The 24,372-nt window shown below is 72.4% G+C and carries 24 protein-coding genes; 15 read left to right on the forward strand and 9 right to left on the reverse strand.

Features of this window, described 5'->3' with window-relative positions; translation table 11 throughout:
* The first annotated feature begins 10 nt into the window (after window positions 1-10).
* Entirely contained in the window at window positions 11-790 is a 780-nt protein-coding gene (locus JTN19_RS20445; RefSeq protein ID WP_340643346.1) for an NAD(P)/FAD-dependent oxidoreductase, read from the forward strand.
* A 111-nt stretch (window positions 791-901) separates the two neighbouring features.
* Here the strand turns inward: JTN19_RS20445 and JTN19_RS16235 are convergent, their stop codons facing one another.
* Window positions 902-1,183 (reverse strand): YbaN family protein, encoded by a 282-nt coding sequence (locus tag JTN19_RS16235; protein ID WP_206934737.1) that lies wholly within the window; start codon window positions 1,181-1,183, stop codon window positions 902-904.
* 194 nt (window positions 1,184-1,377) lie between these two features.
* On the opposite strand from JTN19_RS16235, the gene JTN19_RS16240 reads away from it, so the two are divergent.
* A complete protein-coding gene (locus JTN19_RS16240; protein WP_206934739.1) occupies window positions 1,378-2,817 on the forward strand; it encodes an NAD(P)-binding domain-containing protein in 1,440 nt (479 codons plus the stop codon).
* A 52-nt stretch (window positions 2,818-2,869) separates the two neighbouring features.
* Window positions 2,870-3,805, forward strand: a complete 936-nt coding sequence (locus JTN19_RS16245) for a tripartite tricarboxylate transporter substrate binding protein (protein ID WP_206934740.1) — start codon at window positions 2,870-2,872, stop codon at window positions 3,803-3,805.
* A 230-nt stretch (window positions 3,806-4,035) separates the two neighbouring features.
* On the opposite strand, the gene JTN19_RS16250 is transcribed toward JTN19_RS16245, so the two are convergent.
* Window positions 4,036-4,767 (reverse strand): aspartate/glutamate racemase family protein, encoded by a 732-nt coding sequence (locus tag JTN19_RS16250; protein WP_242531209.1) that lies wholly within the window; start codon window positions 4,765-4,767, stop codon window positions 4,036-4,038.
* A 27-nt stretch (window positions 4,768-4,794) separates the two neighbouring features.
* Here JTN19_RS16250 and JTN19_RS16255 point away from each other — a divergent pair, with 27 nt between their 5' ends.
* The 3 genes from JTN19_RS16255 to JTN19_RS16265 all read left to right on the forward strand — a co-directional run bounded on the left by JTN19_RS16255 (window position 4,795) and on the right by JTN19_RS16265 (window position 7,861).
* A complete protein-coding gene (locus tag JTN19_RS16255) occupies window positions 4,795-5,925 on the forward strand; it encodes a M20/M25/M40 family metallo-hydrolase (RefSeq protein ID WP_206934743.1) in 1,131 nt (376 codons plus the stop codon).
* 107 nt (window positions 5,926-6,032) lie between these two features.
* Window positions 6,033-6,347 carry a hypothetical protein gene (locus tag JTN19_RS16260; protein WP_206934746.1) on the forward strand — a complete coding sequence of 105 codons (315 nt, stop codon included), beginning with the start codon at window positions 6,033-6,035 and terminating at the stop codon, window positions 6,345-6,347.
* Between the two features lie 59 nt (window positions 6,348-6,406).
* Complete coding sequence (locus JTN19_RS16265) at window positions 6,407-7,861, forward strand: M81 family metallopeptidase (protein WP_206934749.1); 1,455 nt, start codon at window positions 6,407-6,409, stop codon at window positions 7,859-7,861.
* Between the two features lie 97 nt (window positions 7,862-7,958).
* Here the strand turns inward: JTN19_RS16265 and JTN19_RS16270 are convergent, their stop codons facing one another.
* The 3 genes from JTN19_RS16270 to JTN19_RS16280 all read right to left on the reverse strand — a co-directional run bounded on the left by JTN19_RS16270 (window position 7,959) and on the right by JTN19_RS16280 (window position 10,336).
* A complete protein-coding gene (locus JTN19_RS16270) occupies window positions 7,959-8,261 on the reverse strand; it encodes a hypothetical protein (protein ID WP_206934752.1) in 303 nt (100 codons plus the stop codon).
* A 4-nt stretch (window positions 8,262-8,265) separates the two neighbouring features.
* Window positions 8,266-9,249, reverse strand: a complete 984-nt coding sequence (locus tag JTN19_RS16275; protein ID WP_206934753.1) for a Bug family tripartite tricarboxylate transporter substrate binding protein — start codon at window positions 9,247-9,249, stop codon at window positions 8,266-8,268.
* A gap of 85 nt (window positions 9,250-9,334) precedes the next feature.
* Window positions 9,335-10,336, reverse strand: coding sequence for a tripartite tricarboxylate transporter substrate binding protein (locus JTN19_RS16280; RefSeq protein ID WP_206934757.1), 1,002 nt, complete (start codon window positions 10,334-10,336; stop codon window positions 9,335-9,337).
* A 130-nt stretch (window positions 10,337-10,466) separates the two neighbouring features.
* Between JTN19_RS16280 and JTN19_RS16285 the strand changes: the two genes are divergently transcribed.
* The 3 genes from JTN19_RS16285 to JTN19_RS16295 are packed head-to-tail and all read left to right on the forward strand — an operon-like array spanning window position 10,467 to window position 14,009.
* Window positions 10,467-12,224 (forward strand): glucan ABC transporter ATP-binding protein/ permease, encoded by a 1,758-nt coding sequence (locus JTN19_RS16285; protein ID WP_206934760.1) that lies wholly within the window; start codon window positions 10,467-10,469, stop codon window positions 12,222-12,224.
* A complete protein-coding gene (locus JTN19_RS16290) occupies window positions 12,221-13,039 on the forward strand; it encodes a 23S rRNA (adenine(2030)-N(6))-methyltransferase RlmJ (RefSeq protein WP_206934763.1) in 819 nt (272 codons plus the stop codon). The genes JTN19_RS16285 and JTN19_RS16290 overlap by 4 nt, the downstream gene beginning before the upstream one ends.
* Entirely contained in the window at window positions 13,032-14,009 is a 978-nt protein-coding gene (locus JTN19_RS16295) for an NAD(P)H-dependent glycerol-3-phosphate dehydrogenase (RefSeq protein WP_206934766.1), read from the forward strand. Before JTN19_RS16290 ends, JTN19_RS16295 begins: the two co-directional genes overlap by 8 nt.
* A 15-nt stretch (window positions 14,010-14,024) precedes the next feature.
* On the opposite strand, the gene JTN19_RS16300 is transcribed toward JTN19_RS16295, so the two are convergent.
* Genes JTN19_RS16300 through hemC form a run of 4 tightly spaced genes read right to left on the reverse strand, consistent with a single transcriptional unit; the run spans window position 14,025 to window position 17,924 of the window.
* On the reverse strand, window positions 14,025-15,260 hold the full coding sequence (locus JTN19_RS16300) for a heme biosynthesis HemY N-terminal domain-containing protein (RefSeq protein ID WP_206934769.1): 1,236 nt from the start codon (window positions 15,258-15,260) through the stop codon (window positions 14,025-14,027).
* A gap of 3 nt (window positions 15,261-15,263) precedes the next feature.
* Window positions 15,264-16,172 carry a COG4223 family protein gene (locus tag JTN19_RS16305; protein ID WP_206934771.1) on the reverse strand — a complete coding sequence of 303 codons (909 nt, stop codon included), beginning with the start codon at window positions 16,170-16,172 and terminating at the stop codon, window positions 15,264-15,266.
* Window positions 16,173-16,225: 53 nt separating this feature from the next.
* The gene (locus JTN19_RS16310; RefSeq protein WP_206934774.1) at window positions 16,226-16,909 is read right to left on the reverse strand and encodes a uroporphyrinogen-III synthase; all 684 of its coding nucleotides are present in this window, start codon (window positions 16,907-16,909) and stop codon (window positions 16,226-16,228) included.
* Window positions 16,910-16,928: 19 nt separating this feature from the next.
* On the reverse strand, window positions 16,929-17,924 hold the full coding sequence (hemC, locus tag JTN19_RS16315; RefSeq protein ID WP_206934776.1) for a hydroxymethylbilane synthase: 996 nt from the start codon (window positions 17,922-17,924) through the stop codon (window positions 16,929-16,931).
* A 25-nt stretch (window positions 17,925-17,949) separates the two neighbouring features.
* Between hemC and tsaD the strand changes: the two genes are divergently transcribed.
* From tsaD to JTN19_RS16345, 6 genes are all read left to right on the forward strand, one after another.
* A complete protein-coding gene (tsaD, locus tag JTN19_RS16320; protein WP_206934778.1) occupies window positions 17,950-18,990 on the forward strand; it encodes a tRNA (adenosine(37)-N6)-threonylcarbamoyltransferase complex transferase subunit TsaD in 1,041 nt (346 codons plus the stop codon).
* A gap of 32 nt (window positions 18,991-19,022) precedes the next feature.
* A complete protein-coding gene (locus JTN19_RS16325; protein ID WP_206934781.1) occupies window positions 19,023-20,237 on the forward strand; it encodes an MFS transporter in 1,215 nt (404 codons plus the stop codon).
* A 2-nt stretch (window positions 20,238-20,239) separates the two neighbouring features.
* Window positions 20,240-20,878: a trimeric intracellular cation channel family protein gene (locus JTN19_RS16330; RefSeq protein WP_206934782.1), complete on the forward strand. Its 639-nt coding sequence runs from the start codon at window positions 20,240-20,242 to the stop codon at window positions 20,876-20,878.
* Between the two features lie 139 nt (window positions 20,879-21,017).
* Complete coding sequence (locus JTN19_RS16335) at window positions 21,018-22,076, forward strand: trypsin-like peptidase domain-containing protein (protein WP_340643347.1); 1,059 nt, start codon at window positions 21,018-21,020, stop codon at window positions 22,074-22,076.
* Between the two features lie 152 nt (window positions 22,077-22,228).
* Window positions 22,229-22,909 (forward strand): winged helix-turn-helix domain-containing protein, encoded by a 681-nt coding sequence (locus JTN19_RS16340; RefSeq protein WP_206934787.1) that lies wholly within the window; start codon window positions 22,229-22,231, stop codon window positions 22,907-22,909.
* 51 nt (window positions 22,910-22,960) lie between these two features.
* Window positions 22,961-24,367 carry a sensor histidine kinase gene (locus JTN19_RS16345; RefSeq protein ID WP_340643348.1) on the forward strand — a complete coding sequence of 469 codons (1,407 nt, stop codon included), beginning with the start codon at window positions 22,961-22,963 and terminating at the stop codon, window positions 24,365-24,367.
* The last annotated feature ends 5 nt before the right edge of the window (window positions 24,368-24,372 follow it).

Raw genomic sequence — 24,372 nt, forward strand, 5'->3', positions numbered from 1 at the left:
GAACTGCGCGGTGCGGGGCCTGGACACCACGGGCGGGCGCATCAGCGGCGTCTTCACCGAGAAGGGCTTCATCCGCACCCGGGCGGTGGTGCTGGCGGCGGGCGCCTGGGCGTCCATGTTCCTGCGACGGCATGGCGTGGACATGCCCCAATCCTCGGTCCACTCGACCATCTTCGCCACCACGCCGGGGCCGCGCGTCAGCGAGGGGCCGATCTACACGCCCGAGGTCATCCTCACGCCGTTGCTCGATGGCGGCTACCTGGTGGCGGCCAAGGCGCGCGGGCGGCTGGAACTGACGCCGGCCGGCATCCGCTACGCCCGCCAATTCCTGCCCAGCCTGCGCAAGAACTGGAAGCTGGTGGAGCTGCGCTTCGGCCGCTCCTTCTTCGAGGGGCCGGATGCCTGGCATGGCAAATGGTCCTTCGACCAACCCACCGTCTTCCAGCGGATGCGCGTGCTGGAGGCCAAGCCCAAGGCGAGCATCGTCCAGCCGGCGCTGGACGCCATCGCCGCCGCCCTCCCGCAACTGGCCGAACTGAAACCCGCGCGGCTCTGGGCGGGCTGGATCGATTCGACGCCCGATGCGGTGCCCGTCATCTCGCCCGTGGCAACGCTGCCGGGGCTGGTCGTGGCGGCGGGGTTCAGCGGGCATGGCTTCGGCATCGGGCCGGGTGCGGGGCGGCTGGCCGCGGACCTCGCCACGGGCGCGCCGCCCGTGGTGGACCCGGCGGCCTTCGCGCTGTCGCGCTTCCATGATGGGTCGAAGTTGAGGGCGCCGGCGGGGATCTAGCGTCTGATCGTCTTTGGCGGAATCGCCAAAGGCGTGAATCAGCCGCGCGGCAAAGCGTCTGATCGTCTTTGGCGAAATCGCCAAAGGCGTGAATCAGCCGCTCAACAAAGCTCAGGCCCGGCGGAACATGCGCCGGATCGGCCGGCTGCGCCTGGCGTACCAGGCGAGCGCCCGGCGCTCGCGCTCCTCGATGGCGGGGATGGCCTGGGGCCAGCGGGTACGGATCTTGTCCACGCCCCGCGCCGCCCAGACATACTGGTCGCGCAGCATCCACACGGCGAGGGCCAGGAAGATCCAGCCCGGCATGATGGGCAGGATCAGCCCGATCACGCCCAGGAACAGGGCGCCGAAGCCCAGCAGCTTGCGGGTCAGGGAAGGGCGAAGCACGACCATGGCGGCAGAGGTGGCCCCTGCCCCTCCCCCCTTCAAGCGAGGCGCCGCCTGGAATGCGGCGGCTTTGGCCAGTTCCATGCGCATCTGGCGCTTTTGCCGGCAGCGTCTCCGTGCAGCCGGCCACAGCTTCGCAACGGGGCATTGCAGCGCGCCCATCGCCCGGCTTCCATGCGCCGTCGCCCATCGAGGACCCCATGCCCGCACCGCGAAACCTCGCCGAACTGGAAGCCGATGTGGCGCGGGACCTGGAGCTGACGGCCCACCCCCGCGCGCCCTGGCTCGTGCCGCGCCAGGTGGGGGGCCAGGACATCCTGGACGTGCTGATCATCGGCGGCGGGCAATGCGGGCTGGCGGTGGCCCATGCGCTGCGGCGCGACAAGGTCGAGAACATCCTGGTGGTGGACCGCGCCGGCTATGGCCAGGAAGGCCCCTGGGTCACCTATGCGCGGATGCGCGCCCTGCGCAGCCTGAAGGATCAGACGGGGCCGGACCTCAAGCTGCCCTCCCTCACCTACCAGGCCTGGCACGAGGCGAGCTTCGGCCGCGACGACTGGGACCGCATGCGCTGGATCCCGAAGGAATTCTGGAACGACTACCTGCTGTGGTTCCGCCGCGTCACCGGCATTCCCGTCCGCAACGGCGTCGAGGCCGGCCCCATCCGCCCCATCCGCACCGATTGCGGCCTGCCGGCGCTGGAGGTCGCCACCAGCGCGGGGGTGATGCGCGCCCGCAAGGTGGTGCTGGCCACGGGGCAGGAGGGTGTCGGTGGCTGGTGGATGCCGCCGCAGATCGAGGCCCTGCCCCGCCCCTTCCGCGCCCACACCAATGAGATGATCGACTTCGCCGCCCTCCGCGGGAAGGTCGTGGCCGTGCTGGGCGCCGGCGCCAGCGCCTTCGACAACGCCGCCGTGGCGCTGGAACAGGGCGCGGCCGAGGTTCACCTCTTCTGCCGCCGCGCCGAGCCCATGGTGGTGCAGCCCTATCGCTGGCTCACCTTCGCGGGCTTCCTGCGCCACATGGGTGAGATGCCCGATGAATGGCGCTGGCGCTTCATGTCCTACATCCTGGGCCTGCGCGAGGGCTTCGCCCAGGACCACTACGACCGGGTGATGAAGCACACCAATTTCCACATGCATGTGGGACGGGACTGGACCGCCGCCGCCATCCGCGACGGGCGCGTGGCGCTGGACACGCCCACCGGCCCCTTCACGGCCGACTTCCTCATCACCGGCACGGGCACGCGGATGGACCCGGGCCTCTGCCCCGAACTGGTCCATTGCGCGGACAACATCGCCCTCTGGGCCGACCGCTACTCGCCCCCGCCCGAGGAAGCCAATCCGCGCCTCGGCCAATTCCCCTACCTGAACGCGGACAGCGCCTTCCTCGAACGCCGCCCCGGCGAGACGCCCTGGATCGCGGACATCCACCTCTTCGGCATCGGCACGACGATGAGCTTCGGCCCGGCCGGCAGCTCCATCAACGCCATGTCCATCTCGGCGCCCCGCGTGGCGGCCGGCGTCACGCGCGGCCTGTTCCAGGCCGACCTGCCGCGCCTCTATGCCGACCTGCGCGCCTATGAGCAGAAGCAGGTGGAGCTGGACCCCGCCCGCCTGGTGCGCCACGCCGCGGAGTAGCCATCGGCATCCGCCCCGCCTACCCTCCCCGGCAGAGATCGGGAGAGAAACGATGAAACGCTTTTGCGCGCTGATCCTGGCGCTTGGCCTCGCCCTGCCGGCCGCGGCGCAGGACTATCCCAGCCGCCCCGTGCAGATGATCATCCCCTTCCCCGCCGGCGGGAACACGGACCTCATGGCCCGCGCGCTGCAGCAGGAGATGTCCCGCATCCTGGGCGGCACCGTGGTCGCCGTGAACCGTGGCGGCGCCGCCGGCACCATCGGCAACCGCGAAGTGCATCGCGCGGCCCCCGACGGCCACACCATCGGCCTTTCGCCCAACAACGCGCTGACCACGCAGCCGCACCTCCAGCCCGGCACCTATGCCGTGGACCAGTTCCGCTACATCTGCGGCGTCTATGAGAACCCCTATGTCGTGGTCCTCGCCCGCAACGCGCCTTTCCGCGACTTCGCGGGGATGATCGCGCATGCCCGGACCGGCCCCGAGGCGCTGGTCTATGGCGGGCCGGGCCAGGGCAGCACGCCGCACCTCGTCATGGCGCAGCTTCTGCAACGCGCGGGCGTGACGGGCCTCTTCGTGCCCTATCAAGGCTCGGGCCCCATGGCCCAGGCCGCGCTGGCCGGTGACATCATGGTCTTCGCCGAGGCCGCCACCATCCCGGCCACCACGGGCCTCGGCATCCTCGCCGCCATTGACCACCAGCGCATGCCGAGCCTGCCCGACGTGCCCTCGGTGGCGGAACTCGGCCTGCCCATGCGCGGCTCGACCTATGGCGGCCTCATCGCCCCGGCCGGGCTGCCCGACGCCATCGCCCAGCGCCTGGAACAGGCCTGCCAGACAGCGGTGAACAGCGAGCCCTTCCAGGCCGCCGCACGCCGCCTCAACGCCGAACCGGCCTTCACCCCGGGCGCCGCCTTCCGCACCCGCCTCACGGAAGAAAGCCAGGCCAACCAGGAACTGATGCGGACGCTCGGCATCGGGCGATAGGGGGCTCCGCGGGAGGGCGCCGCCCTCCCGGACCCTCCCGCCGGGGACTTTGGGTCCCCGGACCCCTTGAGACCTTGGTCGGGTTTTCGGGGAGGGGCGTCACGGGCGCTCCGGTTGTCACACGCACGCCATGCCCCTCCCCGCAAACCCGACAAACGCATCGGGTCCAGGGGCCCACTGGCCCCTGGCGGGGGAGTGCGAGGGGGCGGCGCCCCCTCGCAGGGCGCACCCTACCCCCGAAGCAGCGCGGCCAGCTTCGGGTCCAGGTTGACGCTGGCTCTCCGGTGCGGGGGGGCGAGGCTGCCCTGGGTGGGTTTGGGCAGGTTCAGCGCGACAAGGGCTTCCAGGAACTTCACCCCGCAGGCGATGCCGTCGAGCAGCGGCACCGGGGCTTGCGGCTGGAGTTGCGGGCCGAAGCCGGCCAGGGCCGCGCCGCCCATGATGACGGCATCCGCCCCTTCGGCCACGGCGCGCTGGATGCCGCCCAACACCTGCCGGGCCACGCCGTCCGGGTCACGCAGGCTGTCCTGCGGCGTCACGTCGAGGCCGACGAGGGAGGCGCAGCGCGAGGCCAGGCCATGGGCCGCGATGCGTTCGCGATAGGTCTCCACGCCGCCGAAGGTGACCAGGCCGAAGCGCGCACCCACCAGGCAGGCGCCAAACAGCGCGGCCTCGGTCATGCCCACCACCGGGCAGGGCATGAGCTGGCGCGCGGCCTCGAGCGCAGTGTCGTGGCTGACTGCGAGAAGGACGCCCTCCACCGCGCCCGCGTGCTGGGCCAGCAGTTCGAGCAGCGCGTGGCCCGCGATGATGTTCTCGGCGCGGGTGGAGATGACCTCGGGGCCGAAGCGCGGCGTGGCGGGAATGACCTCGGTGCCGGGCGCGGCGGCGGCGCGCGCGGCGTCCGCGCAGCGCCGCGTGATGGCCTCGGTGGTGTTGGCGTTGGCGATGAGCAGGCGCATGATTTTCCCATCCAAGAGGGAATCACCATGGAAGCCAAGCTCGACCTGCCCTTCGACGCGGACAAGATGCTCGCCGGCCTGCGGCGCTGGGTGGAGTGCGAAAGCCCCACCCATGACGCCGCGGCGGTGAACCGCATGATGGCAATGGCGGGCCGCCACCTGGCACTGATGGGCGCGACCGTCGAGACCATCCCGGGCCGGAAGGGGTTTGGCGACTGCGTCCGCGCCCGCTTCCCGCATGAGAGCCGGGAGAAGGGCATCCTGGTGCTGGCGCATCTCGACACGGTGCATCCCGTGGGCACGCTGGCCGAGGGCCTGCCCTTCAAGCGCGTGGGCGACAAGGCCTATGGGCCGGGCATCCAGGACATGAAGGGCGGCACCTACCTGGCGGTGGAGGCCATCGGCCAGCTCATCAAGGCCGGCATCCCGACCTCCAAGCCCGTGACGGTGCTGCTGACCAGCGACGAGGAGGTGGGCAGCCCCTCCACCCGCGACCTGATCGAGGCCGAGGCCGCGCGCCACAGCGTCGTGCTGGTGCCGGAGCCCGCGCGGCCCAATGGCGGCGTGGTCTCCGGCCGCTACGCCATCGCGCGCTTCAACCTCCGCACCACCGGCCGGCCGAGCCACGCCGGCGCACGGCTGGGCGAAGGCCGCAGCGCCATCCGCGAGATGTGCAAGCAGGTCATCGCCATCGAGGAGATGACGACGGACGCCTGCACCTTCTCGGTCGGCGTGATCCATGGCGGGCAATGGGTGAACTGCGTGGCCACCTATTGCGACGCCGAGGCGCTCTCCATGGCCAAGCGCCAGGAGGACCTGGACGCGGCGGTGCAGCGGATGCTGTCGCTGAAGCCCTCCGGCAATGACGTGCAGCTTGAGGTCACGCGCGGCGTGACGCGCCCGGTCTGGGAGCCGGACGACAAGGTGCTGGCCCTGCACGCCAAGGCGGAGACGCTGGCCAAGCGGCTTGGCTTCGACCTGCCGCATGAAAGCTCGGGCGGCGGGTCGGACGGCAATTTCACCGGGGCCATGGGCATTCCCACGCTGGACGGCCTCGGCATTGTCGGCGCGTTGGCGCACACCCTGCAGGAGCATGTCCAGGTCAGTTCCATGGTGCCGCGCGCCAAGCTCTTCGCCGGGCTGCTGCAGGACGTCTGAATTTTGAGATGTCTTGCTCGCATTTTTTGTCGAGATGAATGTTTATTTTGATGCAGTTGGGGGAGGGCGCGTTTACCTTAGGCGTGTCCTCTCCTGTGGAAACGGATATGCGCCTTCCCCTCGCCCTCCTGGCCTCCATCCTCCTCACCGGTCCTGCCTTGGCCCAGAGCGGTTTTTCCTCGGGTGGCGTGGCCAATTCGCGCGCCGCCGCCCAGCGCCAGATTCCCGGCGAAGCGCTGAACGCCCGCCCCGAACTGGCGCCACGCGCGGGCACCACCGCGGCGGACCGGCTGACGCGGCAGCAGATCCAGCAGCGCCAGGGCCAGGGCTTCAGCAGCTCCGGCCTCGCCCGCAACGCGGCCCCGCCGCCGCCCAGCGCGTTGACCCATGTGCCCGGCGGGAGCACGCCGCCCCGGCGCTGATTGACGCGCGGGACGATTGCCCGCACCGATAGGGCCCCCCCAACCACACAAGGGTCCCGATGCCGCAAATCGCCGCCGCCCGCCTCTGGTTCGAGGGGAACAGCTTCTCCCCCATCCCCACCGGGCTCTCAGCCTTCCAGGGGCGCGAATGGGTGGCGGGAGACGAGGCGTTGCAGCGCTATCGCGGCACCGCGACCGAGATCGGCGCGCTGGACGCCTTCGTCGCCGCCCGCCCGCATTGGGACCTGACGCTGCTGCGCTGCGCCTCGGCCCAGCCCGGCGGGCCCATGACGCAGGAGGCCTTCGACACCTGGCTGGACGAGGTGGAACGGCCCCTCGCGCGCGGTACCTTCGACGGCGTCTATCTCTCCCTGCACGGCGCCTGCGTGACCGAGCAGGACCCGGAGGCGGACCTCACCATCCTGCGCCGCATCCGCGCGGCCATCGGGCCGCACGCCCGGCTGACGGCCAGCTTCGACTTCCACGGCAATGCCTCGCCCCGCATGGTGGGGTTGCTGGATGGCGCCTCCGTTTACCGCACCTATCCCCACATTGACATGGACCGGGCCGCGAACCGCGCGTTGACCATGCTGGAGCGCGCGCTGGATGGCGAGACCTTCCACGGCGCCCTGGTGAAGCGACCCATGGTGCTGCACAGCTTCCACATGCGTCACGAGGCCGGCCCCATGGCCGAGGTCTGGGCGGAGGCCGCGGCGGCCGAGGGCGGCGCGATCCAGGACGCCTCGCTCTTCGGCGGCTTCGCCTGGGGCGACAGCCCCTGGGCTGGCCCCTCGGCCATGGTCTGGGCGCGCGAGCATGGCGCCGCACGGGCGCTGGCCCGGGACCTGGCGGATGCCATCGCCGCGCGCCAGGCCCGCTTCGCGGTCAGCCTTCCCTCCCCCGAGGCGGCGCTGCGCCAGGCGCTGGCCGCGCCGCCCGGCCTGGTCGCGCTGCTGGACCCGGCGGACAACCCGCTCTCCGGCGGCGTGGCGGACACGCCGGGCCTGCTGCGGACCCTGGTCGAGGCGGAGCCGGCAGTCGAGACGGTGTTCTGCTTCCTGCATGACCCCGGGGCCGTGCGCGCGGCGCAGGTAGCCGGGCGGGGCGGCGCCTTCGCGCGGCCGCTGGGCGGGCAGACCACGGCGGAATTCGGCCCGCCCGTGCCCTTCGAGGGGGTGGTGGAGACGCTGACGGCGGGGCAATTCCTCAACACCGGCCCCATGGAACATGGCGCCCCGGTGGATTTCGGCCCGACGGCCGTGGTCCGGCGCGGCCATCTGCGGGTGGTGCTCACCACGCGCAAGGAAGCGGTGGTGGACCCTGCCTTCTTCGCCCTGCACGGCATCGCGCTTGAGGGGGTGCGGCTGCTGGCCAACAAGGCCAAGAACCACTTCCGCGCGGCCTTCGCCGGGCGGTGCAGCGCCATCATCGAGTGCGACGCGCCGGGGCCCGCGGCGCTCGACCTGGCACGCCTGCCCTTCCGGCATGTGCCGGAAGGGTGGCGCCAGGCTTAGAGCGGGATGCGTTGAGGTGGAATCACCGAGAACGCTGAATCCCGCTCTCAACAAAGGTTAGAGCAGGCGGCGTGAACGCATGTGAACGTAGCCTGCTCTAGGCCGGCTCGCCGCGGTCCAACAGCTTGTTCACGCGCTTGAGCGCCGCGGCGAAGACCTGCTTCTTCGCCGCCACGCCCGTGTCGTTCAGCCCGCCGCGCGGATCACCCTTGCCGCGCTTGGCGCGGCGCATGGTGGCGAGGTTGGCGCGGGAGGCATCCCGCGCCTCCCGCAGCCGCCGCGCGAGGTCAATGAGGGCGGGACGGTCGAGCCGCCCCACCTCCGGGTAGTGGCTGGGCGCCACCAGGGCGAAATCGGCCTCGCCCAGCAGCTTGCGCTCGTTCGCGCGGGGCATCGCCATGGCGTCAGCCCAGGCTGATGTTGGCGGCGCGGATCACCTCGCGCCACTTGTCGTTCTCTTCCGCGATGAAGCGGTCGAAATCGGCACCGATCAGCGGCATGGGCTCGGCACCCAGTTCGCGGATGCGGCCCTGGACGGAGGTCTCGGCCAGGATGGCGGCCACCGCCTCGCGCAGGCGGTTCAGCGCGGGCGCCGGGGTGCGGGCGGGCGCCTGCAGGCCGAACCAGGGAATGGCCTGGAAGCCCGGGATCCCGCTCTCAGCTACGGTCGGCACCTCGGGGACGGCGAACCAGCGCTGCGCGCTCGTCACCGCCAGGATCTTGAGGCGACCGTCCCGGATCGCGCCCAGATAGGCCGGCAGGTTGTCCACCGCCATGGTCACGCGGCCGGCCATCAGGTCGGGCAGGATGGTGCCGGTGCCGCGATAGGGCACGTGGGTGATGTCCACCTGGGCGCGGAACTTCATGTATTCGCCCGACATGTGGCCGGAGGTGCCGTTGCCCGGCGTCGCATAGGTCAGGCGGCCGGGCTGGCTGCGGGCCAGGGCCATCAGCGCCGGGAAGTCGGCGGCCTGCACGCCCGGATGGACGATGACGCCATTGGCCACGCCCATCACCATCGCGATCGAGGCGAAGTCGGTGCGCGAGTTGAACGGCATGTTCGGATAGAGGAACTGGTTGATGCTGGCCGTGCCGATGGTGGCCATCAGCAGGGTGTGGCCATCGGGCTCGGCCTTGGCCACCGCGTCCGCGCCCACATTGCCGCCGGCACCGGCGCGGTTCTCGACCACGAAGGAGCCGCCGACGACCGCGCTCAGCCGCTCGGCCATGATGCGGGCCGCGGCGTCGGTGGCGCCGCCCGCGGTGAAGGGCACGATGATCCGCACGGCGCGCGAGGGCGTCCAGCCCTGGGCGCGCGCCGAAACAGGCAGCAGCGCGGGTGTCGCGAGCAGCGTGCCCGCGGCGAGAATCGAACGGCGTGACGGCATGGAAATCCTCCGGCTGATGTTGCCGGGGGAGATAACGGGGGTGGCGCCACAAATCCACCTCCCGTCCCCTTCGTTGCGCGGTCCGTTATGAAACGGTCGCGCCCGAACGCCGAACCACCTCGGTCCATTTCGCCACCTCGGCGCGGACGAACTGGTCGAAGGTCGCCGGCGTCGAGCCCCCGCCTTCCACCAGGTCGGCCCGCATGCCGCCCAGCTCGGCCATGCGGGCCCAGATGGCGGGGTTGGCGAGCACCGCCTCGATCTCGCGGCCGATGCGCTCGACGGCCGGGCGCGGGGCGCGGGCCGGCGCCATCACGCCGAACCAGGCCGTCGCCTCGACGCTGGGCTGCCCCGCCTCGGCCGTGGTCGGCACGTCGGGCAGCTGGGGCGAGCGGGTGGCCGTGGTCACCGCCAGCGGCCGCAGGCGGCCATCACGGAAATGGCCGATGACGGAGGGCAGGTTGTCCACCGCCACCTCGATTCGCCCGGCCACGCATTCGGCCAGCATGGGGCCCGCGCCGCGGAAGGGGACATGCACCAGGTCAATCCCGGTGGCGAGCTTCAGCAGTTCGCCCGTCATGTGCAGTGAGGTGCCGATGCCGGAGCTGCCGATGTTCATCCGCCCGGGATTGGCCCGTGCCAGCTCGATCAGCTCCGCCAGCGTGTTCGCCCGCACCGAAGGGTGCACGAAGATGGCGTTGGGCACCCGCACCACCAGCGAGACGCCCGCGAAATCCTCGGGCTTGTAGGGCATCCGCCCGCCATAGAGCTGGTAGTTGATGGCGCCGGAACTGACCGTCTGCATCAGCAGCGTGTAGCCATCGGGCTCCGCCTTCGCCACCGCGTCGGCGCCCACATTGCCGCCGGCGCCCGCGCGGTTCTCGATGACCACAGGCTGGCCCAGGCGCTGGCCCAGCGGCTCGGCGATGATGCGGGCCGCGATGTCCGTGGTGCCCGCCGGCGGGAAGCCGACGACGAGGCGGATGGGCCGGTTGGGCGACCATTGCGCCTGGGCCAGCGCGGGCGCCGCGAGCGGAAGAGTAGCGGCGCCGGCCAACAGGTGGCGGCGTGCGATCGGATGAGGCATGGACGTCTCCAGAGTGTTTTTTTGCTTGCGGCCTGGAGACTGCCGCCTCCCCCCGTGGTGTTCAAGCCCGGAATGCCTTGCGCGCCGTGACGGTCCCTGTATCCCGGCAGCCTTCGATGAAGGACCCCCCATGGCGTTCCTGAGGCTCTATGCCCGCGTTCTGGGCCTGCTCGCGCCCGACCGTCGCCTGGCCCTTGGGCTGGCGGCGGCGGCGGTCGCGCTGGCCGGGCTGCAATTCCTGGAGCCGGTGCTGTTCGGCCGCGTCATTGACCTGCTGGCGCGCTCCGAACGCATGGCCGAAAGCGCGGTCTGGGCCGAAGCCTTCACCCTGCTGGCCATCTGGGCGGCGGTGGGGCTGACGGCCATCGCGGCCAATGTCGCCGTCTCGCTGCTGGCCGACCGCATGGCGCACCGCAATCGGCTGGCCATGATGTCGCGCTACTTCCGGCACGTGCTGGCGCTGCCGCTCTCCTACCACGGCGATGTGCAGTCGGGCCGGCTGCTCAAGATCATGGTGGTGGGGTGCGACAACCTGTTCGGCCTCTGGCTCGGCTTCTTCCGCGAGCACCTGATCACCTTCGTGGGCGCCATGGTGCTGCTGCCGCTGACGCTGATGCTGAACTGGCGGCTCGGGCTGTTGCTGATCGCGCTGGTGGTGGTGTTCACCGTGCTGACGGCCTTCGTCATCCGCAAGACGCAGGTGGCGCAGATGGCGGTGGAGGGCTTCCACACGCGCATGGCCGGCTCGGCGCAGGATGCGCTGTCCAACGTGATGGTCGTGCAGTCCTTCACGCGGCTGAACATGGAGGCGCGGCAGTTCGGGCAGATCAGCCGCCAGGTGCTGGACCACCAGTTCCCCGTACTGAACTGGTGGGCGCTGGTGCATGTGCTGACGCGCGCGGCCAGCACCATCACCGTGATCCTCATCTTCGTGCTGGGCACGCTGCTGCACCTGCGGGGCCAGGCCAGCGTGGGCGAGATCGTGAGCTTCATGGGCTTCGCCACGCTGCTGGTGGCGCGGCTGGAGGCGGCCGTGGCCTTCGTCTCCTACATGCTGTTCCAGGCGCCCGCGATGGCGGAATTCCTGGCGGTGCTGGACGCGGAGAACTCCGTCCCCGACCGCCCCGATGCGCGGGAGATGGGCCGCGCCGAGGGCCGCGTGGCCTTCGAGGGCGTGGACTTCGCCTACCCCAATTCCGGCCAGGTGCTGCACGGCCTCGACTTCGTGGCCGCCCCGGGACAGACCATCGCGCTGGTGGGCGCCACGGGCGCGGGCAAGACCACCTCAATGCAGCTTCTGCAACGCCTGTGGGACCCCACGGGCGGGCGCATCACGCTGGACGGCGTGGATCTGCGCGACATCCGGCAGGACAGTTTGCGCGCCAATATCGGTGTGGTCTTCCAGGAGAGCATGCTGTTCAACCGCACCATCCGCGAGAACCTGCTGGTGGGCCGCCCCGACGCCACGCAGGAGGAGATCGAGCGCGCCTGCCGCATGGCCGAGGCGCATGACTTCATCACCCGCCAGCCCAAGGGCTATGACACGCTGGTGGGCGAGCGGGGCGCCTCTCTCTCGGGCGGACAGCGGCAGCGCCTCGCCATCGCGCGCGCCCTGCTGAAGGACCCGCCGGTGCTGATCCTGGACGAGGCCACCAGCGCGCTGGATGCCGCGACCGAAGCCCGGGTGCAGAAGGCGCTGCGCGCGCTGATGGCGGGGCGGACCACCTTCATCATCGCGCACCGCCTCTCCACCGTGCGCGAGGCCGATGAGATCCTGGTCTTCGACCAGGGCCGCATCATGGAGCGCGGCAGCTTCCAGCAACTGGTCGCGGCCGAGGGCCGCTTCGCCGAGTTGGTGCGGACACAGCTGACGGGTGTGGCCTCGTGAACTACCGCCACGCCTTCCACGCCGGCAATTTCGCCGACTGCATGAAGCATGCCCTGCTGGTCTGGCTGCTGCGGGCGCTGGCGCGCAAGCCGGCCGCCTTCCATGTGCTGGACAGCCATGCCGGCATCGGCCGCTACCGCCTGGACAGCGAGGAAGCGCAGCGCACGGGCGAATGGCGCGCGGGCATCGGCCGGCTGATGGACATCACCGAGGGGCCGCTGGCCGACTATGTGGCGCTGGTGCGGGAAGATGGCGGCTATCCCGGCTCGCCCGCGCTCGCCGCCGCGCTGCTGCGCGAACAGGACCGGCTTTCGCTGGTGGAACTGCACGAGGCGGACCACGCCACGCTCCGCGCCACCTTCCGCCGGGACCCGCGCGTGGCCACCCATCGCCGCGACGCCTGGGAGGCGGTGCGGGCGCTGACCCCCTTCGCCCAGAAGCGCGGCCTGGTGCTGATGGACCCGCCCTTCGAGCAGCCCGGCGAATACGAACGCCTGACCGCCGCCATCGCCGAGGTGAACCGCCGCGCCCGCGGCCTGGTGCAGGCCGCCTGGTATCCGGTGAAGGGCCGCGCGCCCGTGCGCGCCTTCCATGCGGCGCTGGCGGAGACGGGGGTGCGCGACATCCTCGCCGCCGAACTCCATCTGCGCGAACCCACCGATGCGGCGCGGCTGAACGGGTGCGTGCTGGTCGTGGTGAACCCGCCCTTCGGCTTCGAGGATGCGGCGCGCGACATCCTGGCCGCCCTACACGCGCGCCTCGCCACCGGGGAGGCGGGGGGCGGCTGGGCCCTGACCCGCATCGCCGATGAGTGAGGTGGCGGTGATGGGCGCGGGCGCCTGGGGCACCGCGCTGGCCATCCACGCGGCGCGGCTCGGCCATCGCGTGACGCTCTGGGCGCGCGATGCGGAACACGCCCGGGCCATGGCCGAAGCGCGGGTGAACGCGCGCCGCCTGCCCGGCCAACCCTTTCCCGAAGGCATGCGCGCCACCCATGACGCCGCCGCCGTGGCGTCGGCCCGATTGGTAATCCTGGCCGTGCCCATGCAGCCGCTGCGCCAGGTGCTGTCCAACCTCCCCACCGCCCTGCCGCCGCTGCTGCTGGCGTGCAAAGGCCTTGAGGCCAGCACCGGGCTGTTGCCGCTGGAGGTGCTGGTACAGGCCCGCCCCGGCCACCCGACCGGCATCCTCTCCGGCCCCAACTTCGCGCATGAGGTGGCGGCGGGGCTGCCGGCTGCCAGCGTCGTCGCGGCGGGGGATCCGGCGCTGCGCGAGGACGCCCAGGCCCTGCTCTCGGGCGCCGCGCTGCGCCTCTATGCCAGCGAGGATGCGCTGGGCGTGCAGCTCGGCGGGGCGGCGAAGAACGTGCTGGCCATCGCGGCCGGCGTCGCCACCGGGGCTGGGCTGGGCGAGAATGCCCGCGCGGCCCTGATCACGCGCGGGCTGGCGGAATTGTCGCGGCTGGTGGTCGGGCTGGGCGGCAAGGCAGAAACGGCGGCGGGCCTCTCCGGCCTGGGCGATCTTCTGCTGACCGCGACGGGGCCGGGCAGCCGCAACACCTCGCTCGGCATCGCGCTGGGCCGTGGCGAGGCCCTGGCCGATATCCTCGCCGCCCGCAGCAGCGTGACCGAGGGCGTGGCCACCGCCCCTGCCTTGCTTTCCCGCGCGGCGAAGGCCGGGGTGGAGCTGCCCGTCTGCGCCGCGGTCGCCGCCCTGCTGGAGGGGCGGCTCGACGTTCAGGGCGCCGTGCGCGCCCTGCTGGAGCGGCCGCTCAAGGCCGAATAGTCAGACGCCTCAGCCTCAACCCGGCCGGCGCCACACGATCCGCCCCACCGTCCCGCAGGCGGAGCAGGCCGGCTCCCAGTTGGCGTGGATATGGCCGCAGGCCTCGCACACCCAGGCGGGCGGAGGCGCGGCTTCCTGGGCGCGGCGATCCCATTCGTGCTGGGCGGCCTCGGAGAAGCCCGCGCCCTGCTCGGACCGCTCCAGCGCGGCCATGAGATGATACCAGCGGCGGTCGAGGTCGCCCGACTGTTCCCAGGCCACCAGGTCCTGTCGGGCCCGCACGGTCTGGCCGGCGCCCAGCGCCACCAGCGCGCGCAGCGCCCGGCTCTCGGGGTGCGCGACATGGGTGCGCGTCAGGTCATCCACCAGGCGCAGGCGGCCGGCGGGGTCCGTCTCCGGGCCGATCCAGGCGCTTGCGATGGCCGGATGCGGCGCCGCCTCCCAGCTCTGGCGCAGCACGGACAGGCCCGCATCGCCGCCGAGCCGGGCGGCCAGCGCCAGGGCCGCGGGGGCGAAGCCCGGGTCGGCCTGGAAGGCTTGGCGCTCGAAGGCGCGGGCCTCGGCCGCCGTCTCGGCATCACGCGCGGCGGCCAGCGCCAGGGGCGCGATGGGCGCATCATCGGGCGCGAGGGCCAGCGCCTCGCGCCAATCCTGGCGGCGCATCGCGGCCTCACCCTGCTCCAGGCGCAGCGACTGCGCGCGGGGCTCGGCCTTCGCGGCCTCGCGCGCCAGACGCTCCTGCGCCTCGGCATCGCCGCGGGCCTTGGCCTGTTCCATCAGCCCTTGCAGGCCCAGGAACTTGGCGTCGCTGCGGGCGGCCAGCGCCTCATAGGCGGCGGTGACGCCGGCCTCGTCGCCCTGGGCGCGGGCGGCCTCGGCCTCCATGGCCAGCAGGGGCGCGGTTTCGCCGGCCAGGCGCTTGGCCTCGGCCAGCTCGGCCCGTGCGGTGGCGGGCTGGCCGGCGGCCAGGGCCACCATGGCGCGGGTGACGGCGATCTCGGCCATGGCCCGGTTGTCCAGGTCCACGCGTAGCTTCCGCCGCTCCGGCGTGCGAATCATCCAGGAATAGAGCCTCAGCCCCAGGTGGAACAGCACGAAGGCGCCCAACAGCAACAGCACGGCCACGGGCAGCGAGACGCCGATCCAGTATTCCCCGGCCGCGATCTCGATCTGGCCGCTCAGCCCCAGCGCCCAGGCCACGACCGCGACGACGACCGCGATAAGGATGACGTAGTTGAGGATGCGCGCCATGGCTCAGCCCCCCGCGAGGTCGCGCAGCGCGGCGCGCGCCGCGACCAGCGCTTCCGCCTGGTCGATCCAGCCTTGCATGGGCGCGCGGTGGCTGTCGGGAAGCTGGTTCAGGTGCCGCACCGCGCCGGCCAGGTCACCGGCGGTGAGCGACCTGCGGGCGCGTTCCAGGATGGCCTCATTGGCATCGCCCCAGATCACGTCCTCGCCGCGGCGGATGGTGAAGAGGCTGCCGATGCCGCGCGGCTGGCCCTCGGCCACCTGGGCGCGGGCGGCGCGCACGCTTTCCTCGAAGGAGAGGCGCAGGGCGGGCTCGGTCGGCGGCGCAGTGTCGGCGAAGCGGGCCAGCGCGGGCGGCGCCTCGCCCGGCAGCCGCGCCAGCACGGGGCCGAGCGGCTGCCCGGCCGCCAGGCGGGCGCGCAGGGTCTCGACCAGCACGAGGCGGGCGGTGTTGGCCTCGGCCGCCTCCAGCCGCTCGGCGAGCGGGGCGATGCGGGCGGCCAGCGCCTGCGCCTCGGCCTCGCTGCGGGTCAGGCTGTTCTGCATGGCGGCCAGGCGTTCGGCGGCCTCGCGCGCCTGCGTCTCGGCGGCATCGAGCCGGGCGCGCAGGTCGGAGAGGTCGGCGGCGGGGGCGGCGGCCGGGGCAGGTGCCGCGGCCGGGGCCGGCGCGGGTTGCGGCGCCGGTGCTGGCGCGGCCGAGACGGGGGCGGGCGTGGCCGGCGTGGCACGCTCCGCCGGGGCGGCGGGGGCCTCCTGGCGCGGCTGCGTGGCGGGCGCGGGCGCATCGCCGCCGCGCATCACGGAGAAGCTGGCGCCGACCAGCACGACGGCGGCCACGCCGATGGCCATCCAGGCCGGATCGAAGGGCAGGCCGCCCTTGGGGGGGTGGTCATGTCCGGTCGCAAGCGTCTGCATGGTCACATCCGGGCTCGAAGGAGGGTTCGCCGGCGAGGGCTTCGTGCTCTGGGTCATGGGCTACCTAGCAACTCCAGCATATGATCTTGATCAGACCGCGAAGCGATCCGGACGGTGCGCCAGGGCCATGCGGAGAGCACCGCCGCGACGCGTGGACTGATCGCGATGGCGACCATGCCGGGGGCTGCCCCCGTCAGGCCGCCTTCGGCAAGGTGGCGCAAGCTACACGCGGCACTGCGTGGCGAGAAGAACAGCGCATGCCCGACCTTCCCTTGCCCGATCGCTAACGCGGCCGCGGGGGGCAGGGTTGGCGCCTCGCGCGCCGCATAGGCGATGCGCCGGATCACCCGGAAACCGAGCGACCTCAGGTTGTTGGCCAGCTCCATGGAATAGCCGCGCCCCACCGCCAGCAGCAGCGGCCCCGCCGCGGGGTCGAGCCGCGCAGCGCAAAGGCGGGTGAGCGAGGCCGCATCCCCCTCGGCCGCCACCACATCGGTGAAGCCCTGGGCGCGGGCGGCCTCGGCCGTGCCCTCGCCCACCGCATAGACCGGGATGGGCCAGGAGGTCAGCGCGCGGGCGGACGCACGGCTGGGCAGCAGCAGCGCCTGGGCGGGCGGCAGGGGGCCGGGTGGCTCGGGCGTCAGCACCAGGGCCGGCGCCAGCACCGGGCACCAGCCGAGTGCCGCGATGCGGGCGGCGGTCTCGGCCGCGCCGGGTTCGGGGCGGGTGATGAGCACGCCCCGCCCGTGCGGCACCTCAACCAAAGATGTCCACCGGGCTGTCGGCGCGCAATTCCTCGCCCAAGGCGTGGCCGATGCGGGCGGCGTCACCCGCGTCGCCACGCACCTCGCGCTTGAGCAGGAAGGAGCCATCCTCCCGCGCCACCAGCCCCGTCAGCCGCAACGTGCCGTCGGGCAGCAGGCGGGCATGGCCGCCGATGGGCGTGCGGCAGGAACCGTCCAGCGCCGCCAGCAGGGCGCGCTCCGCCTTGGAGACGGCGGCGGCCTCCTGGTCCTCGATGGCGGAGAGCATCTCGCGCAGTTCCACATCATCGGCCCGCGTGGTGATGCCCACGATGCCCTGGCCGGCGGCCGGGACCATCACCTCGGGGTCGAGGACCAGCGAGGCGCGATCCTCCAGCCCCAGCCGACGCAGGCCCGCCAGCGCCAGCAGGCTGCCCGCGACCTCGCCGCCCGCCACGCGGGAAAGGCGCGTCTGCACATTGCCGCGCAAGGTCACCACCTGCAGGTCCGGCCGCACGGCCAGCATCTGCGCCTGGCGCCGCAGCGAGGAGGAGCCGATGACGGCACCATGCGGCAGGCAGGCATAGGGCTCGGCCGGGTCCGGCTGGCTGGTGTTCTGGCCCAGGATCAGGGCGTCGCGCGCATCCTCGCGCCGCAGCGTGCAGGCGAGCACGATGCCGGGGGGAAGCTCCGTCTCCAGGTCCTTCAGGGAATGGACCGCGAAATCCACCCGCCCATCGGCCAGGGCCTCATGGATTTCCTTGGCGAACAGGCCCTTGCCGCCGATCTCGGCCAGGCGGCGGTTCTGGATGGCGTCACCCGTGGTGGTGATGGCATGTTCCTCGAAGGCATCCATCGCGCGCAGCACGGGGCAGAAGCGCGTCAGGATCTCGAGGAAATGCCGCGTCTGCCAGAGCGCGAGCGGCGAGGCACGGGTGCCCACCCTCAGCGGCAGGCTTCGCTTCCGCGCGTGGTTCACGCGCGGGGGTCCGGAGATGGCGGAAGACATGGAGGGGTCATATAGGTCGCATCCGATGAACGAAACCCGACCACATGCAGGTCTGCCGCGCCCGATTCTCGGCCTTGAGGCGAGCTGCGACGAAACCGCCGCCGCCGTGCTGGACGCGGAAGGGCGCATCCTGGCCGAGGCGGTCTTCACCCAGCAGGAGGAACATGCCCGCTTCGGCGGCGTGGTGCCCGAGATCGCGGCCCGCGCGCATTTGGCGCGCCTGCCCGGCCTGGTGCGCCGCGTGCTGGAAGAAGCGGGGCTTTCGGTGGCCGATCTCGGCGGGGTGGCCGCGACGGCGGGGCCTGGGCTGATCGGTGGCCTCGTGGTGGGCGCCAGCTATGGCAAGGGGCTGGCCATGGGTGCCGGCCTGCCCTTCCTGGGTGTGAACCACCTGGAGGCCCATGCGCTGACCGCGCGCCTGCCGGGCCTGTTTCCGGAGCCCCCGGCCTATCCCTACCTGTTGCTGCTGCTCTCGGGCGGGCATTGCCAATGCGTGGCGGTGGAGGGGCTGGGGCGCTACCGCCGCCTCGGCACCACGCTGGACGACGCGGTGGGCGAGGCCTTCGACAAGGCGGCCAAGCTGATGGGCCTGCCCTGGCCTGGCGGGCCACATCTGGAGCGGCTGGCGGCCACGGGCGATGCGCGCGCCGTCCCCCTGCCCCGGCCGCTGCTGGGGCGGGCGGGGTGCGACTTCTCCTTCTCCGGCCTCAAGACGGCCGTGGCGCAGGCGGTGGCCAAGGGCTTCGCCCATGCCGACATCGCCGCCAGCTTCCAGTCCAGCGTCGCCGCCGTGCTGGCCGACCGCGCGCGCCACGCCCATGCCATGCTGCCGGAAGCCACGGCGCTGGTGGTGGCCGGCGGGGTGGCCGCCAACCAGGCGGTGCGCGCCGCGCTGGCCGCCGCCACCCCCCTTCCCCTGCTGGCGCCGCCTTTGCGGCTCTGCACCGACAATGCCGTGATGGTGGCCTGGGCCGGGCTGGAGCGGCTGCGCGCCGGGCAGCGCGACCCGATGGACCTCGCCCCGCGCCCGCGCTGGCCCCTCGGGGAACTCGCCATCCCACATTGACCCTGCGGGGGTGCGGGCGCACCATACGGACCATGACCGAAACGACCCTGTCCCCCCGCCGCGACGCGCAAATCTGCGCCCTGATCGGGACCGGGCATTTCCTCAGCCATTTCTACGTACTCTGCCTGCCGCCGCTGTTCCTGGCCTGGCGGGCGGAGTTCGACGTCTCCTTCGCCATGCTGGGCCTTTCCGTGGCGCTGATGAGCGGCGTCACCGCCTTGTTGCAGACCCCCGTGGGCTTCCTGGTGGACCGCCACGGCGCGCGGCCCTACCTGGTGGGCGGCACGCTGCTGATGGCGCTGTCCATCGCCGCCATGGCCTTCGTGACCGACTACCGGCTGATCCTGGTGCTGGCGGTGCTGTCGGGCGTGGGCAATTCCGTGATCCACCCGGCCGACTACGCCATCCTGGCGGGCTCGGTGCGCAAGGAGTTCATGGGCCGCGCCTTCGCGCTGCACACCTTCACGGGCAATCTGGGTTTCGCCATGGCGCCGCCCGTCATCGCCACGCTGCTGCTGGTGATGGATTGGCGCGGCGCACTGCTGCTGGTGGGGCTGCTGGGCGTGCCCGTGGTGGGGGCCATCCTGCTGCAATCGCGCATCCTGAGCGACCAGCCCAAGGCGCGCGGCCCGAAACCCGAGGGCGGGGCGCGGCTGCTGACCTCCAAGCCCATCCTGGCCTTCTTCGCCTTCTTCCTGCTCTCGGCCATGGCGGGCTCGGGGGTGACGGCCTTCCTCATCACGGTGCTGGGGGTGCTGTGGGCCACGCCGGTCGCCATCGCCTCGGTGGCGCTCACCGGCTACATGGCGGGAGCGACGGGCGGCACGCTGGTCGGCGGCTGGTGGGCCGACAAGAAGGGCGGCAACCTGCTGGGCTTCGTGGTGGTGCTGACCGGAATCTCCATGGCGCTGATCCTCTCCATGGGCATGGTGGATTGGGGCCAGTGGCTGCTGCTGCCGGTGGCCTTCGCCGCGGGGCTGTGCCTCGGCGCCTCCCGCACCCCGCGCGACGTGATGCTGAAGGAGGCCTGCCCCCCCGGCGAGGTCGGCAAGGTCTTCGGCTTCGTGAGCGCCGGGCTACCGCTGGGCTCGGCCATCATGCCGGTGCCCATGGGCTTCCTGATTGACCTGGGCTTCGCCTGGGCGATGCTGCCCACGGTCGCGGTGCTGCTGGGGCTTTCCCTGCTCTGCGCCGGCGCGGCGCGGGGCCTGTCCGCCCCCGCCCCCCGGATGCAGCCGGCCGAATAGCCATGCTGGAGCAATGGCTGCCATGGCTGGACATGGCGGGCATCGCGGTCTTCGCCGCCTCCGGCGCGCTGGTCGCCTCGCGCAAGGAAATGGACGCGGTGGGCTTCGTGCTGCTGGCCTGCGTGACAGGCTTCGGCGGCGGCACCCTGCGAGACCTGCTACTGGGCAACACCCCGGTCTTCTGGCTGCGCGCGCCGGAGGTGGTGGGGGTGGCCGCCATCGCGGGGCTCCTGGTCTTCTTCATCGCGCACCGGGTCGAGAACCGCTTCCGCGCCCTGCTCTGGGCCGATGCGGTGGGGCTCTCCCTCTTCGCCGTAGCCGGCGCCGAGATCGCGCTGGAAGCCGGCGCCGCCCCCTGGGCCGCCGTGCTGCTGGGCGTGGTCACCGCCACCTTCGGCGGCATCATCCGCGACGTGATCAGCAACGAGGTGCCGCTGATCCTGCGGCGCGAGATCTATGTCACCGCCGCCGCCGCGGGGGCCGCGGGCTTCGTCGTGCTGACCCAGGCCGGGCTGTGGCGCGAGCCGGCCTTCGCGCTGGGCCTTCTCACCTGCTTCGTCATCCGCGCCCTGGCCCTGCTGCGCGGCTGGAGCCTGCCCGCCTACAAGGGCCGCCCGGGCCGCGAGCACCCGGATCGCTGAGCGCCCTGTGTTGACGCCGCGCCCCGCGCGACCAACCTTCCACGGGGCCGGCACTCCGCCGGCCCTTGCACACCACCCCAAGGCGCCCTCTTCGGGCGCCCCAGGAGAATTCGGACCCGTCATGGCGGCCCATCCTTCCGTGCTCCCGCGTCGCCGCGCCCTGCTGGCCGGCCTCTCCCTGCCCGCCCTGCTGACCGCCTGCGGGCCACGTTCGGCCGTGGCGCAGCGCGGCCTCCTGCCCGACTTCGCCGACCTGGCCGAGCGCGTGCTGCCCGCCGTGGTCAACATCGCGGTGACGAGCGAACAGGCGGCCGCCATCCCGCCCGAGTTCCGCGGCACCCCGCTGGAGCGCCATTTCCGCAACCGGCGCGAGCGGGTGCAGGGCGCGGGCTCAGGCTTCATCATTGATGCCTCGGGCCTCGTGGTCACCAACAACCACGTGGTGGGCCAGGCTTCGCGGCTGACCGTCTCGCTCCAGGGCGGGCAGGAGGTGCAGGCCACCCTGGTCGGCGGGGATGAGCTGACGGACCTAGCCCTGCTGCGGATCGAGGGCCGCGCGGACCTGACCGCCCTCTCCTGGGGGTCGAGTGCCGCCATGCGGGTGGGCAACTGGGTGATGGCGGCGGGCAACCCCTTCGGCCTGGGCGGCACCGTCACCACGGGCATCGTCTCGGCGCGGGGGCGGGACCTGGGCGCGGGCCCCTTCGACGACTTCATCCAGACCGATGCCGCCATCAACCCGGGCAATTCCGGCGGGCCGCTGTTCAACACGGCGGGCGAGGTCATCGGCATCAACACCGCCATCTACTCGCCCTCCGGCGCCAATGCGGGCATCGGCTTCGCCACGCCGTCGGACCTCGCCCGGCCGGTGATCGAGACGCTGCGGCGGGATGGCCATGTGGCACGCGGCTGGCTCGGCGTGCAGGTGCAGGACGTGGTGGCCGAGGATGCCCGCACCGGCCGCCGCGCCGTGCTGGTGGCCGGCGTGGACCGCGCCGGCCCCGCCGCCCGCAGCGGGCTGCGCGCGGGGGACATCGTCACCGGCATCAATGGCGAGACGATCGAGACCTCGCGCACCCTGGTCCGCAACATCGCGGCCATGCCGCCCGGGCAGACGGTGCGCCTGTCCGTGCTGCGCGACCGCCGGCAGATCGAGCTGCGCCTGCAAGTGGGCCGCCGCCCCGGCGGCCCGGCCTGAACCCGACTCGCACGCGGGGAGATTTCGCCCGCCGGGCTTTTCGGCTAGAATCTTCCTGATGAGGCGGCCGCCGGGGCCGCAACCCCGGGTTCGCCCCGTGGCCGCCCCAGCCCGCGACCCATCGCCCGACAAGGACGGAAACGGAACAGCCCATGCGGATCCTGCTGGTGGAGGACGATGTCGAGGTCGCCCGCTTCGTGAAGAAGGGCCTTCAGGAGGCCGGACACACCGTCGAGCAGGCCGGCAATGGCCGCGACGGCCTGTTCCTCGCGGCGTCAGAGGCCTTCGACCTGCTGGTGCTGGACCGGATGCTGCCCGGCGGCGTGGACGGCGTGCGCATCGTGGAGACGCTGCGCCAGCAGGACAACCGAACGCCCGTGCTCTTCCTCTCCGCGCTCTCGGGCGTGGATGAGCGGGTGCGCGGCCTCAAGGCCGGCGGCGACGACTACCTGGTGAAGCCCTTCGCCTTCGCCGAGCTTCTGGCCCGCTGCGAGGCCCTGGGCCGCCGCCCCTCCAGCGAGGCGCCCGTCACGCGCCTCAAGGTGGCCGACCTGGAGCTGGACCTGCTCAGCCGCACCGTGACGCGCGCGGGCCGCAAGATTGACGTGCAGCCGCGCGAATTCCGCCTGCTGGAGCACCTGATGCGCCATGCCGGCCAGGTGGTCACGCGCACCATGCTGCTGGAGAAGGTCTGGGACTACCATTTCGACCCGCAGACCAACGTGATTGACGTGCATGTGTCGCGCCTGCGGCAGAAGCTCGACCGCGGCTTCGACAAGCCGCTGATCCACACGGTCCGCAACGCCGGCTACATGATCCGCGCCGAGGGCTGAGGCTTGGCGGAGGGTCCGGGCCCCGCGCCCACGCCCCCACCTGTCTTCCCTGTGGCCGCGCCGCCGGGCCTCCCGCGCAGCGCGCCGCCGCGGCTGCTGCAATCGGCCGCATTCCGGATCGCGCTGCTCTTCATGGGCACCTTCTCGGCCGCCGCCTGGCTGCTGGTGGCGGTGCTGTGGTGGGCGACGGCGGGCGCGCTCGACCGGCAGACCATCGCGACCATCCGCGCCGATGCGGCGGCCCTTGCCGAACGCCACCGCGAGGAGGGGCTGCACGGGATGATCGAGGCCATCGAGGAACGCCTCGCCCTCGATGCCGCGGCGGAGACCCTCTACCTCCTGCTGGACGACGAGGGCATCAAGCTTGCCGGCAACCTGGAACGCTGGCCCACCGCCATCGGCGAGGAGGGGCTGTGGTTCCGCACCCGCTTCGACCAGGGTGGCGTCATCTCCGAGGCGCGCGTCCATCGGCACGACCTGCCAGGCCTTCGCCTGCTCGTGGGCCGCGACGAGAGCGAGCGCGTGCAGCTGCGGCTGCTGCTGACCGAGGGCGTGGCCTGGTCGCTGGGCGGCATGTTCCTCTTCGCGCTGTTGGGGGCGAACATCGTCCGCCGTTCCTTGCAGAACCGGATGCGCCCGGCGGTGGTGACGGCGCTGGGCATCGCGGGCGGCGACCTGTCGCGCCGCGTGCCGCTTTCGGACCATGGCGATGAGTTCGACCGCCTGGCCTCCACCATGAACGACATGCTGGACCGCATCGCGGCCCTGATGGCCGGCGTGCGGAGCGTCTCCGACGCCATCGCCCATGACCTGCGCACGCCCATCGCCCGCGCGCGCGGGAAGCTGGAGGAAAGCCTCGCCACCGCCCGCACCGAGGAGGATTGGCGGGCCGCGGTGGAACAGGGCATCCAGGACCTCGACAACATCAGCCGCGTCTTCCAGGCGCTGCTGCGGATCGCGGAGGCCGAGGCCGGCGCGCGTCGCGCCGCCTTCGCGCCCATGGACCTGCCCGAGGTGCTGCGCGACGCCGCCGAATTCTACGAGGTGATGGCCGAGGCGCGCGACCAGCGCCTGGAAACCGCCCTGCCGGAACACCTGGTGATGGTGGGGGACCGCGACCTGCTGCTCCAGGCCGTGGCGAACCTCCTGGACAACGCCATCAAGTTCACACCGCCCGGCGGGGTGGTGCGCCTGGCCGCGCGGCAGGATGACGGCGGGATCGAGGTGGCCGTCAGCGACACCGGCCCGGGCCTGCCGCCCGAGGAAATGGCGCGCGCCACCGACCGCTTCTTCCGTGCCGACGCCTCGCGCAACACGCCGGGCTCGGGCCTCGGCCTCTCGCTGGTCCGGGCGGTGGCGCAGCTGCATGGCGGCGAGGTGCTGCTGGAGGATGCGCGGCCCGGGGGTGCGCCGCCCGGGCTGCGGGTCAGCCTGCGCCTGTCCGACAGCCTGGGGTGACGTGG

The organism is Roseococcus thiosulfatophilus (assembly GCF_017311575.1).
Lineage (GTDB): Bacteria > Pseudomonadota > Alphaproteobacteria > Acetobacterales > Acetobacteraceae > Roseococcus > Roseococcus thiosulfatophilus.